The following is a 12,106-nucleotide window of genomic DNA, read 5'->3' on the forward strand; positions in this document are numbered from 1 at the left end:
TTTTATTTTTTTTTTTTTACCACGCAGAGGCCGGCATCCGTGCTCATGCCTAGTTTCGTGGGCTGGAATATGTGTAAAAGAGACGGGCTGGCGGCCCCCCCCGCCCCGCCCCCCCGCACGGCGGCCCGCCCCCCGCCGCCCCGGGGTCGCCCGCCAGCAAACCCACCTCCCTCGCGAACGCGGAACTCGCGCGCCGGAACGCAGAACTCGCGAGCGGGAACGCGGAACTCGCGAGTGGCACTCGCGGAGCGGCGAGTCCCACGCTCAGGCCCGCGAGTTCCACGCTCAGGCCCGCGAGTTCCACGCTCAGGCCCGCGAGTCCCACGCTCAGGCCGGCGAGTTCTGCGCTCAGGCCGGCGAGTTCCGCGCTCAGGCCGCGGGGGTAGTGGTGGGTGCCGCGAGCCGCAGCGCCGAACAGTGCGAGCCGCGAGCGGCGGCTCAGTCGAGCAGCTCCGCGAGCCGGGCCGCCACCTTGGCCGAGCCGGCGGGCACCACGTTCACCCACGGCGCTCCCCCGCGCCCGGGTTCCACCGTGCCCAGGTACGCGCCCTGGTCGGTGCGGAACCAGCTCACGCCGCCCACCCGGCGCAGCCGTCCGCCCTCGCGGACGCGCACCGTGAACTGCCCCGCCCCGAGCACCGGCCGGGACTGGATCGCGCGCACCTCGTCCACCTGCCGCGCGGCCGCCCGCGAAACACCACCGCCGGACAGGGCGTCGGCCGGGAGGCTGACTCCGTAGCCCGGCCCGGGCTCCAGCGGGGGCAGCAGGTCGACCACCGCGGTGCAGACCTCCGTGTCGCGGATCCCGGACAGCCCGATCGTCCGGCTCGGCTGCGCCGCCAGCACGCCCCGCCTGCCGCCGGCCGCGGCCACCGCCCGGAACGGCACCTCCGCCTGCACGTCGGCCAGGGCCTCGCACTCGACGTAGACCTCCGCGGTCGCCAGCGTCGCCAGCCGGGACTCCAGCGCGGGGTCCAGCCGGTCGCCGTCGCGCAACCCCCGCTCGGCCAGGTTCGCGTGCACCGCGCGGCGGATCTCGGCGCGCTCGGCCTCGGTCGCGCCGACACTGCGCACCTCCAGCGGCGCCGGCACCCGGGCGTGCCCGAGGTCGTGCCACAGGACGTCGAACGCGGACGCCGACACCCGGATCACGGCTGCCCCAGCTCCGGCGGCTCGTCGAAGAACCGGCCCGGCACCGACTCGCGCAGGGCCGCGTCGCGCGCGTTGAGCACGTCGATCGCCTTCTGCCGGGCCTCCTCGGCGGCCGCCCGCCGCTGTTCCATCGCGTCCGACAGCCCGGCCAGCGCCAGGAAGTTCCCGCTCGCCGCGGCCTCCCGGATCATCGCGGCCGGGTCGTAGGGCACCGGCGGCGGCATCTCGTCCCGCGCCCGCGCGGCGATCCCGGCCTGGCGGCCGACCGCGTCGGACAGCGTCATCGACAGCTCGGTGGCGTGCCCGGACCAGCTCTCGGCCTTCGCCAGCGTCTTGCGCAGCGCCTCCCCCGCCGGGCCCTGGAACGCCTCGCCCGCCCGCTCGGCGATCGTGCCCAGCGCCTGCGCCGACTCGCGCAGCCGCGCGGCCAGCCCCGCCCACTGCTCACCGATCCGGCCCGCGGTGGCCGGGTCGTTGCCGTCGGCGACCTCGGCCGCCATCGCCTCGTGGCTGTAGGACTCGTACCGCGTCGTCGGCTCGGGCACCTGGTTCACGCCGGCTCCTCAGGGCAGTTTCGGCTCGATCAGCCGGGCCACGGTGTCGGCCCGCTCGCACGCGAGCGGGGTGTCCGCGAAGCCCGTGTTGGTCACGTCCACCTGCACGCTGGCCTCCTGGCCGACGCCGAGCAGGACCGCGCACGTGCCGTCCCCGGCGCGGCGGTCGGACACCCGGAAACCCCGGTGCGCGCCGACGGTCACGCGCTTGCCGGTGCCCTTGTCGATCTCCAGCGACGCCAGCGGCGCGTCCTCGGCGAGCGTGACGGTGACACCGAAGGTGCCCGGTTCGGTCCAGTCGCAGGCCCGGGCGGTGCCGATGGTCTTCTCCTCGCCCAGCGAGGTCAGCCCGGCGGTGGAGCGGTCGGTCGCGGACAGCAGCTCGCACGGCTTCAGCGCGGCCAGCCCGGCCGGTGACGGCGGCGCGCTCGGCGCCGGGGCGGAGCTGGACAGGACGGGCGCCGCGGGCGGCGGCGGAACCGGCTGCCCGCACGCGGCGAGCAGCGCGCCGGCGGCGAGCACCAGGACCGCACCGCGCATCCGCTCAGCCACCGCTGCAGTCGACGCCCTCGGCGGCGTCGTCGTCGCTGTCGGAGTACCGCTTCAGCGCGCGGCGGATGTTCGTCTTCAGCGTCTCCAGCTCCTGGCCGAACCGGATCAGCGAATCGGCGGCCGAACCGGGGCCGCCCAGGCCGTAGCGGGCCATGAACTCGCCGACCTCGCCGGCGTACCCGCCGCCCAGCGGCACGGTGCGGCCCAGCACGCGGGCCTCCCGCACCATCTCGCCGACGACGTCCTGCAGCTGACTGATCTGCTGATAGGCCCCGGCCGCCAGCTCGGGCGAGACCGCGAACGCCCCCGCGTTCACGTTCAGGCCACTGTGCGTGTCGGTCATCGGTTCTGTTCGCACCTCTCGGTAGCCGACCGGTTCCGCAACGCAGCATAGCGTCCGAATCGAATTCAGGGTTCTTCGACCGACTTGGCCGGGGTTTGACACACTGGATGCCAGGCTGGGTGCCGGGGCGGGCCACCGCGCGCGTCGCCCGTCCCCGGCTGTGAGATCCTTCCGCGCCGCGGCGCGGTTCAGGCGGGCCGCACCCGTGTTCCGGTTTTGAAAAATGGGCTTCGGCACCAGGAGGTCGAGTGACGTCGAGGACACAGCCTGCATCGTCCGGGGAGTTCACCGGCGAGCAGGCGCCCGGGCAAGCGCCGTACCACCCGTCCGGTGCGAGCCCGGCACACGGCCTGCCGATCAGCCACAACGGCCACGGTGAGCTGCACGAGACCATGCGCCGCATCGCGGGCAACGTCGAGCGGGTGCTCGTCGGCAAGCCCGAGGTGGTGCGCGTCGCGCTGGTGACGCTCCTGGCCGAGGGCCACCTGCTGGTCGAGGACGTGCCGGGCGTCGGCAAGACGTCGCTGGCGAAGGCGCTGGCCCGGTCGATCGACTGCACGGTCAGCCGCATCCAGTTCACGCCCGACCTGCTGCCCAGCGACGTCACCGGCGTGTCCATCTACAACCGGCAGACCGGCGGGTTCGAGTTCCGGCCCGGCCCGGTGTTCGCCAACATCGTGGTGGGCGACGAGATCAACCGCGCGTCGCCGAAGACCCAGTCGGCGCTGCTGGAGTGCATGGAGGAGAAGCAGGTCACGGTCGACACCACGACCTACCGCCTGGACGACCCCTTCATGGTCATCGCCACCCAGAACCCGATCGAGATGGAGGGCACCTACGCGCTGCCCGAGGCGCAGCGCGACCGGTTCACCGCGCGCGTGTCGATCGGCTACCCCGACCAGCAGGCCGAGCTGGCCATGGTCGACGAGCACGCCGGCCACGACCCGCTGGCCGATCTGCAGCCGGTGTCCGACGCGGCCACCCTCAACCGGCTGATCCAGCAGGTCCGCGCGGTGCACATGGCGCCGGAGGTGCGCAAGTACGCGGTCGACCTGGTCGCCGCGACGCGCCAGGTGCCGGAGATCCGGCTGGGCGCCTCGCCGCGGGCCACGCTGCAGCTGGTCCGCTCGGCGCGCGCCCAGGCCGCGCTGTCCGGCCGCGACTTCGTCGTCCCGGACGACCTGCACGCCGTCGCCGTCCCGGTGCTCGCGCACCGGCTGGTGCTGACCACCGAGGCGCACGCGGCCCGCCGCTCCGCCACCGACGTGGTCCGCGCGGTGCTGCACCGGGTGCCGGTGCCCCAGGGCGGTCACCCGCAGACCGCCGGCCGCCGGTAGCCGGCCGTGTTCCGCTCGCTGTCCGGGCTGACCACGCGGGGGCGGTGCCTGCTCGCCGCCGGCGTGGCGGCCGCCGTGTGCGCGGTGGTGCTCAACGAGCGCGACCTGCTGCGGGTCGCGGTGTTCGTGGTGGCGCTGCCGCTGCTGATCGCCCTGTTCATCGCGGCGTCGCGGGTGCGCATCGGCGCGTCCCGCACGCTGCTGCCCGATCGGGTCTCGGCCGGTTCGGCGGGCGAGGTGGAGCTGGCGCTGTGGCGCAACGGCAAGCTGCCCGCCGGTGAGGTGCTGCTCGAGGACGGGGTGCCCTACGCGCTGGGGTCGCGGCCGCGGTTCGTCGTGGAGCGGCTGCCGCACGGGCGGGTCATCGCGCTGCGGTACCCGATCCAGCCGATGATGCGCGGGATCCAGCAGGTCGGGCCGCTGCGCGCGACGCTGACCGACCCGTTCGGGCTGTGCGAGTTCGACCGCGAGCTGATCGCGCACTCGCGGCTGGTCGTGGTGCCGAAGGTGGTGTCGCTGTGGGGGCTGCCCAGCGGCGCCGGGATCGGCGCGGGCGACGACGGCAGCGTGCGGCTGCACGCCGGCCAGGGCGAGACCGACGTGATCGTGCGGCAGTACCGCCAGGGCGACGACCTGCGCAAGGTGCACTGGCGCTCGACCGCGCGGCGCGACGAGATCATGGTGCGGGTCGAGGAGCGGCCGTGGCGCGGCGGGACGACCGTCCTGCTCGACCACCGGGCCGCGGCGCACCACGGGACCGGCCCGGCCGCGAGCCTGGAGTGGGCGATCTCGTTCGCCGCGAGCGTGTGCGTGCACGTGCGGCGGGCCGGGCACCGCGTCCGCCTGGTCACCGAGCACGGCAAGCCGCTGGCCGACGTGCCCGGCGACGGCGGCGAGGGCTACGACAACGTGCTGCTGGACGCGCTGGCCGCGCTGCAGCCGGCGCACCAGCGGGACCTGACGACGGGTCATGATCCGGCCGAGGGGCAGGAGCTGATCGCGATCCTGGGGACGGTGTCGAACCAGGCGGTGACGGAGCTGGCGCGGTTCCGGCCGCGTGGCATCCGCAGCCTGGCGGTGCTGCTGGACACCCCGGCGTGGTCCGGGGGCGTGAGCGCGCCCGAGCACCGCGCGGCGGCGACCGAGGAGTCGGCGGCCCTGCTGCGCGCGTCCGGCTGGGGCGTCGTGGTGGCCGGCCCGACCTCCCCGATGCCCCAGGTCTGGGGCGATCTGTGCCGCACGGCCGCGGGGCGGGGCACCCTGATCGGGGGTGCGCTGTGAGCGTGGCGCCGTCGCCGACCACCGGCCGGGCACCCGGCCATCTGAACTCCGGGGGAACGCAGTGACCACGCTGGCCGGCCGTCCGCCGCGTCCCGGGCAGCAGCCCGACGCCCCACCGCCGGGGCGGCCGGAGCTGCACCGGCCGACGCAGCGCGTCGTGGAGCCGCCGCCGCAGTGGCGGGGCTCGGTCCTCGCGCCGATCGCCGCCGGCCTGGCCACCCTGTGCGCCTCCACCTCGCTGACCGGCGTCGTGGGCGGGGCCGGCTGGCTCGGGTACGTCACGGTGGCCGTCGTGCTCGTCGCCGCCACCGGGCTCGCGCTGCGGACCATCCGCACGCCGACCGCCGTGGTCGGGCTGGCCCAGCTCGTCGTGCTGTTGCTGCTGATCACCGGCGTGTTCACCGGCAGCGGCATCCTCGGCGTGATCCCCGGCCCGGCCGCGTTCAGCGAGATCAACGGTGTCCTCACCGCGGCGTTCGAGCAGATCCGCACGGGCCTGCCGCCGGTCGAGGCGACCCCGCCGATCCTGTGCCTGGTGACCATCGCGATCGGCCTGGTCGCGGTGCTCGTGGACACCCTCGCGGTCGCCGCGTCCGCGCCCGCCGCCACCGGCCTGGTGCTGCTGTGCGTCTACGCGGTGCCCGCCTCGCTGGCCGACGACATGCTCCCGTGGTGGACGTTCCTGCTCGGCGCGGCGGCCTTCGCGGGCCTGCTCGCCGTCGACGGCAACCACCGGCACCGCCGCTGGCGCAACCGCGACTCCGGCCTCGGCAACGCGCCGGCCGCCGCGTCCGCACCGGTGGCCGTGGTCGCGGTCGCCGTGGTCCTGGGACTGGTCGCGGGCACCGCGATCACCGCGGTCGGCACCGTCGGGCGCCTGCCCGGCAGCGGCCGCAGCGGCGCGGGCGCCGGGTCCGGCGGGCTGGGCGTCAACCCGTTCACCTCGCTGCGCGGCATGCTCGACCAGGGCAGCACGGTCGACCTCTTCCGCGTCCGCGGCCTGGGCAACGACAAGCGCCTGCTGCGCGCGTTCACGCTGGACACCTACCGGCCCAACCGCGGATGGAGCCTCCCGGACGGCCCGATGCCGGCCGGTTTCCCGGCCAACCAGCCGCTGCCGGCCGCGCCCGGTGACGACGGCTCCGGCGAGGCGCGCCAGATCCAGATCGAGCCGCTGAACTGGGTCGACGTGTGGATGCCGGTGTACGGGCAGCTGCGCGGCCTGCAGGGTGTGTCGCAGGGCTGGTACTACGACCCGACCAGCGGCGCGGTCTTCAGCGAGCGCAAGCAGCGCATCCCCGCCTACGTGGAGACCGCGTCCCTGGCCGAGCCGACGAAGGAGGAGCTGGAGTCGGCCAGCACGCGCGGCGGCGACATCCCGGCGAGCTACAGCCAGATCACCGGCGTCGACCCGCGCGTGGTCAGCCTCGCGCAGGACCTCGCGGCGGGCGCGGCCACCGACTTCGACCGGGCGAGCGCGATCTGGCGGTACTTCAGCGCCGAGAACGGGTTCACCTACGACACCGAGACGGCCGCCGCGACCGACAGCGACGCGCTGGCCGACTTCCTGCTCAACGGCAAGCGCGGCTTCTGCGAGCAGTTCGCCTCCGCGATGGCCGTGATGCTGCGGGTGCTGAACATCCCGTCGCGGGTGGCGGTCGGGTTCACCTCCGGCTACGCCGACGGCGACTCGCGCATGATCACCTCGCAGGACGCGCACGCGTGGGTCGAGGTGTACTTCCACGACCTGGGCTGGGTCAGCTTCGACCCGACGCCGCGCTCCGACGGCCGCGGCTACGTCCCGCCCTACCTGCAGTCCGGCGGCACCTCCAGCGGGTCCTCGGACTCGGAGGAGCAGGACGTGCCGAGCGTGTCCACCACGCGGGTCGCGCCCACCGGTGTCCCCGAGACGCAGGGCAGCGCCGCCAACCCGGGTGGCACGCAGGCCGCGCCGGCCGGTTCGGCGCCGGGCTGGACCGGGTGGACCGCGCTGGTGCTGGTGCTGATCGCGCTGGCCCTGACCGCGGGCGCGTTCTTCGCGATCCGCAAGTTCCGCGGGCGGACGGCGTCCTGGCTGCCGCTGGCCGCGGCCGGGGCGTGGCTGGTCGCCGTGGTGCTCACCGCGTGGCTGGTGCACTGGGTGCTGGCCCTGGTGCTGTTGCTGGTCGCGGTGGCCGGGATGGCCCCCGCGGTGCTGCGGGAGATCCAGCGGCGGCGGCGCCTCACCGCGATCACGGCGCGCCGTCCGGGCGCGGCGGACGCGGCGTGGGCGGAGCTGATGGACGAGTGCGCCGACCGCGGCATCCCGATCCCGCCGAGCGACACCGTGCGGGCGGCGGCGCAGAAGATGGCGGTGCAGCACAACCTGGACGACGCCGGGAAGACCGACCTGCGCACCGTGGTCACCGAGGTGGAGCGCTCGTGGTACTCCCCCAGCCAGTCCACGGACGCCGATCTCGCCACCGCGTTCGAGGGGCTGCGCCGGAGCCTGCAGCGCAACGCCCCGATGTCCTGGCGCGGGCGGCTGTTCCCGCGCTCGGTGTTCCGCAAGCGCTAACCGGCGTCGAACACGGCGCCGGCGCCCGGGGCCAGCACGTCCCCAGTCGCCAGCAGCGGGCGGCCGCCGAAGCCGGGCGCGTGGGGCGTGTCGCCGAAGTTCAGCGCCACCAGGGTGCGTTCGCGGCCCGCCACCCGCAGGTAGGCGAGCACGCCGGGCGGCGCGTCCAGGAACACCTGGCTGCCGTGACGCAGTGAGGGCCGGGCGCGCCGCAGCGCCAGCAGCGCGCGGTACAGCGACAGCATCGACGCCGGGTCCCGACGCTCGACGGCCACGTTGAGGTGCTCGGCCGTGTCCCCCACCGGCAGCCACGGCTCGCCGGTGGTGAACCCGGCGCCGGGGCCGGCCTCGGACGGCGGCGCCCACGGCATCGGCGTGCGCTGCGGGTCGCGGCCGTTGCGGTCGGTGCCGGTCCCGGGTGGCAACGCGGTGTCCGGCAGGCCCAGTTCCTCGCCCTGGTACAGGAACGGCGTCCCCCGCAGGGTCAGCAGCAGCATCGCCGCCAGCCGCGCGCCGCCCGGGGACCAGCGGCTCGCGATCCGGGGCTCGTCGTGGTTGTTCAGGAACCACGCGGGCCACACGTCCGGCCCGGCCAGATCCAGGAACTCCTCCACGGTGCGCCGGATTCCCGTGGCGTCGCACGGCACCCGGGCGAACACGAAGTTGTGCGCCAGGTGCAGCTCGCCGGGCGCGAGGTAGGGCAGGATGCGGCGCTGGTCGAACTCCCAGACCTCCCCGATCACCGCCACGTCCGGGTAGGCGTCGGCGACCGCGCGCACCTCCCGCAGGTAGTCGTGCAGCGTCGGCCAGTCCTGGTGCCGCGACGGCTCGCCGGGCACGTTGTCGCGCAACGCCGGGTCCTTGCCGAGGCGGTTGATCGAGTCGAGCCGCACCCCGTCCACGCCCCGGTCCAGCCAGAACCGCAGCACGTCCAGCTGCGCGGCCCGCACCGCCGGATTGGTCCAGTCCAAGTCCGGTTGCTGCGGCAGGTGCGAGTGCAGGTACCACCGCCCCGCCCCGGGGTGCCACGTCCAGGCGGGGCTGCCCGGCGGGAACCCGGCGAGCCAGTTGTTCGGCGGCGCGGACCCGTCCCGCCACACGTAGAAGTCCGGGCGCGTGGTGAACCACGGGTGCCGGTCGCTGGTGTGGCCCAGCACGATGTCGAGGATCACCCGCAGGCCGTGCGCGTGCGCGGCGGCGATCAGGGCGTCGGCGTCCGCGCCGGTGCCGAAGACCGGGTCGACGGCGGTGTGGTCGCTGATGTCGTAGCCGAAGTCGAGCATCGGCGACCGGAAGAACGGTGAGATCCACAGGGCGTCCACGCCGAGCCACCGCAGGTACGGCAGTCGTTCGAGGATGCCCGGCAGGTCACCGACGCCGTCGCCGTCGCTGTCGGCGAAGCTGCGCGGGTAGACCTGGTAGATCACGGCGTCCTGCCACCACGGCCTCATGGCGTGCCCCGGAACGCGGCGGACCGCCGGACGATCAGCGTGGCGGCCAGCCCGCAGCCCGCCGCCAGCGCCACCGCGGCGGGCAGGGCGCCGTGGTCGAGGGCGGCGCCGCCGACCGCGGCGCCGGTGGCGATGCCGACCTGGAAGGCGACGATGTAGACCGCGGACGCCAGGTCCGGCTGGGCGGCCACCCGCAGGACCGCGGCCTGCAGCACCACGGCGATCCCGCCGGCCGGCACGGCCCACAGCACGACCGCGGCGCCCGCGACCACGCCGGAACCCGGGATCAGCAGCACGACCATGCACACCGCCAGGCCGCCGGTGACGACCAGGGCGGTGGCTCGCGGACGGCTGTCCACCCGCCGCCCGATCAGGACCAGGCCGAGCAGGCCGGCCGCGCCGTGCGCGAACAACAGGGCCGACGTCGCCGCCCCGGTGAGGTGGACCGAGTCGGCGATGATCGCGGTGATGTAGGTGAACGCGGCGAAGTGCCCGGTCACCACGACCAGCGTGGCGAGGTTGACCGGCAGCAGGGCCCGGCCGAGCGCGCCGCGGCGTGGCGCCGGCGGTCCGGCGGGGGTGGGCTCGACCGTCGCGCGGATCACCACCGCCGCCAGCGCGGCGGCGCCGGCCACCGCGAGGACCGTGGGCCGCCAGCCGATCGTCTCCCCGAGCCACGAGCTCAGCGGCAGCCCGAAGAGGAACGCCAGCGAGTTGCCGGCGAAGACGACCGCGGTGGCGCGGCCGGACCGGTCCGGTCCGAGCAGCCGGGCGGCCATCGGCGCGACCACCGACCAGAACACGCCGTGCCCGGCCGCCGCGACCAGCCGGGCGACCACCGCGACGGCGTACCCGGGTGCGAGCGCCAGCAGCAGGTTCGACACCGCGATGGCCGCGACCGTGACGAGCGCGGCCGTGCGGCGGTCCCAGCGGGCCGTCAGCGCGACCAGCGGCACCACCGAGACCGCGACCACGATCGCGTACCCGGTCATCAGCAGCCCGATGGCCGAGCCGGAGACGCCGAACCCGGCCGCGAACTGCGGCAGCAGGGCGACCGGCAGGTTCTCCGACGTCACGGACACGAAGCAGGCGGCGCTGAGCGCTCCGAGCGCGACACCCGTCCTCTGGATGCGCATTGTGTAACGATACACAGATAGGGTGGGGGCATGTCCAGCCCGGGATCGCCGCGCGTCACGATGGCCGAGGTGGCGCGCCGCAGCGGTGTCTCGCCGATGACGGTGTCGTACTGCTACAACCAGCCGGACCGGGTCGCGCCGGAGACGTTGCGCCGGGTCCGCGCGGTCGCCGCCGAGCTGGGCTACCGGGGGCCGGACCCGACCGCGCGGTCGCTGCGCCGCCGCCGCACCGGCACGATCGGGGTCGTGCTCGGCGAGCACCTCGCCTACGCCTTCGAGGACCCGCAGGCCCGGAGGTTCCTCACCGGGGTCGCCGAGGTCTGCCGGGAGCGCGGGACCGGGCTGAACCTGATTCCGACCACCGGGGAGGACACCGACGTCGAGCGGGTGACGTCGGCATCGGTGGACGGCTACATCGTGTGGACCACCGCCGACACCGATCCGGTGCTGCCCGTGGTGACCGGGCTGGGCAAGCCGGTCGCGGTGCACGGCGGCCCGGCCGTGCCCGGCGCCCGGGTGGTCACGATCGACAACCGGGCCTCGGCTCGCGAACTGGCGCCGGGCGTGTTCGCCGGTGCGGCCCGGCCGGCCGTGCTGAGCTTCCCGTTCGGGCGGGACCGCAGGGCGCGTCTGGAGACCGGGCCGGATCCGGAGAGCGTGGAGTTCCCGGTGACGCGCGAGCGGCTGCGCGGCATCGCCGGTCACTGCCGGGACGCGGGCTTCGACGCCGGGGCGATGCCGGTGGCCGTGGTGGCGCGCAACGACCGGGCCGAAGCCGCACCCCTGGCCGACGCGCTGCTGGACACCGGGGCCGACGCGGTGGTGGCGATGAGCGATCAGCTCGCGTTCGCCGTCCTGGACGCCGCCCGCCGCCGGGGGCTGCGCGTGCCGGCGGACGTGGCGGTCGCCGGGTGGGACGACGATCCGGACGCGGAGCGGGAGGGGCTCACCACGGTTGCGCAGTCCCTGTGCGAGCAGGGCCGGAGCTGCGCGCTGATCGCCCTGGGGGCCGACGCCCCGGGTGAGGCCCCGTGGTCGGTGGTCGTCCGCACCAGCACCAGACAGTAAGCAGCAGCTTGTTATTTTCGGGTCCTGCTTGGGTTTGACGGGGCCAGTTATTAAGCTTTAGCGTGGCACCTGTGAACGATGCTTGCTGGGAGACCGCGGGAGCCGTGCGGTGGGCCGTGTCCCGTCTGGCGCAGCGGCTGCGTGCCGAGACCGGGCGGACCGGGCTGACGCGGCTGGAGACGTCGGTGCTGGCGAACCTGCGGCACGGCGGCCCGCTGACGCCGACCGCGCTGGCGGACGTCGAGGGGCTGCAGCCGCAGTCGCTCACCCGGACGATCAACGCCCTCGACGAGGCCGGACTGGTCGAACGATCGCGCGACGACCGGGACCGCCGCCAGCAGACGATCAGGCTCACCGCCCAGGGGCGGGCCGCCCTGGACGACCACGTGCGCGACGGCAACGCCTGGCTGGCCGAGGCGCTGCGCACGGAGCTGACCCCCGCCGAACGCGACGTGCTGCGCATCGCGGCGGACCTGATGACACGCCTCGCGGGCGAGGGAAAGCCAGGGTCCTCCCTCCCCGGCGCGGCGGCGCCGCAATGACCCCAACGGACCACGGCGTACCGATCCCGTGCCCGCGAGAAGCCCGCCACCTACGCACCCGGCACCCCACGAGCACGGCTCGCCGCACACCACGACCCACCCGGCACCCCACCGAGCACCACAGCCCACCCGG

Annotated in this window: 11 protein-coding genes; 5 read left to right on the forward strand and 6 right to left on the reverse strand. The window is 75.0% G+C overall.

Annotation, left to right across the window (positions count from 1 at the left end; translation table 11 throughout):
* Positions 1–438: 438 nt before the first annotated feature.
* The 4 genes from D0D15_RS33865 to D0D15_RS33880 are packed head-to-tail and all read right to left on the reverse strand — an operon-like array spanning position 439 to position 2,601.
* On the reverse strand, positions 439–1,152 hold the full coding sequence (locus D0D15_RS33865) for an ESX secretion-associated protein EspG (protein ID WP_094005920.1): 714 nt from the start codon (positions 1,150–1,152) through the stop codon (positions 439–441).
* Positions 1,149–1,706, reverse strand: coding sequence for a PE-PGRS family protein (locus D0D15_RS33870; RefSeq protein ID WP_094005919.1), 558 nt, complete (start codon positions 1,704–1,706; stop codon positions 1,149–1,151). Before D0D15_RS33870 ends, D0D15_RS33865 begins: the two co-directional genes overlap by 4 nt.
* A 9-nt stretch (positions 1,707–1,715) precedes the next feature.
* On the reverse strand, positions 1,716–2,246 hold the full coding sequence (locus D0D15_RS33875; RefSeq protein WP_094005918.1) for a DUF3558 family protein: 531 nt from the start codon (positions 2,244–2,246) through the stop codon (positions 1,716–1,718).
* Positions 2,247–2,250: 4 nt separating this feature from the next.
* On the reverse strand, positions 2,251–2,601 hold the full coding sequence (locus D0D15_RS33880) for a hypothetical protein (RefSeq protein WP_094005917.1): 351 nt from the start codon (positions 2,599–2,601) through the stop codon (positions 2,251–2,253).
* Positions 2,602–2,849: 248 nt separating this feature from the next.
* On the opposite strand from D0D15_RS33880, the gene D0D15_RS33885 reads away from it, so the two are divergent.
* The 3 genes from D0D15_RS33885 (at position 2,850) to D0D15_RS33895 (ending at position 7,776) form a co-directional block, all read left to right on the forward strand.
* The gene (locus tag D0D15_RS33885; protein WP_162830725.1) at positions 2,850–3,938 is read left to right on the forward strand and encodes an AAA family ATPase; all 1,089 of its coding nucleotides are present in this window, start codon (positions 2,850–2,852) and stop codon (positions 3,936–3,938) included.
* A 6-nt stretch (positions 3,939–3,944) separates the two neighbouring features.
* Complete coding sequence (locus D0D15_RS33890; RefSeq protein ID WP_094005916.1) at positions 3,945–5,219, forward strand: DUF58 domain-containing protein; 1,275 nt, start codon at positions 3,945–3,947, stop codon at positions 5,217–5,219.
* Between the two features lie 61 nt (positions 5,220–5,280).
* On the forward strand, positions 5,281–7,776 hold the full coding sequence (locus D0D15_RS33895; RefSeq protein WP_094005915.1) for a transglutaminase TgpA family protein: 2,496 nt from the start codon (positions 5,281–5,283) through the stop codon (positions 7,774–7,776).
* Here the strand turns inward: D0D15_RS33895 and D0D15_RS33900 are convergent.
* Both D0D15_RS33900 and D0D15_RS33905 read right to left on the reverse strand, forming a co-directional pair.
* On the reverse strand, positions 7,773–9,227 hold the full coding sequence (locus tag D0D15_RS33900) for an alpha-amylase family glycosyl hydrolase (RefSeq protein ID WP_094005914.1): 1,455 nt from the start codon (positions 9,225–9,227) through the stop codon (positions 7,773–7,775). The genes D0D15_RS33895 and D0D15_RS33900 overlap by 4 nt on opposite strands.
* A complete protein-coding gene (locus tag D0D15_RS33905; protein ID WP_094005913.1) occupies positions 9,224–10,363 on the reverse strand; it encodes an MFS transporter in 1,140 nt (379 codons plus the stop codon). The genes D0D15_RS33900 and D0D15_RS33905 overlap by 4 nt, the downstream gene beginning before the upstream one ends.
* 30 nt (positions 10,364–10,393) lie before the next feature.
* Between D0D15_RS33905 and D0D15_RS33910 the strand changes: the two genes are divergently transcribed.
* A complete protein-coding gene (locus tag D0D15_RS33910) occupies positions 10,394–11,431 on the forward strand; it encodes a LacI family DNA-binding transcriptional regulator (protein WP_244215010.1) in 1,038 nt (345 codons plus the stop codon).
* Positions 11,432–11,502: 71 nt separating this feature from the next.
* On the forward strand, positions 11,503–11,973 hold the full coding sequence (locus tag D0D15_RS33915; RefSeq protein WP_233157299.1) for a MarR family winged helix-turn-helix transcriptional regulator: 471 nt from the start codon (positions 11,503–11,505) through the stop codon (positions 11,971–11,973).
* The last annotated feature ends 133 nt before the right edge of the window (positions 11,974–12,106 follow it).

It is taken from the genome of Amycolatopsis thermalba (genome assembly GCF_003385215.1).
GTDB classification, from domain to species: domain Bacteria; phylum Actinomycetota; class Actinomycetes; order Mycobacteriales; family Pseudonocardiaceae; genus Amycolatopsis_E; species Amycolatopsis_E thermalba.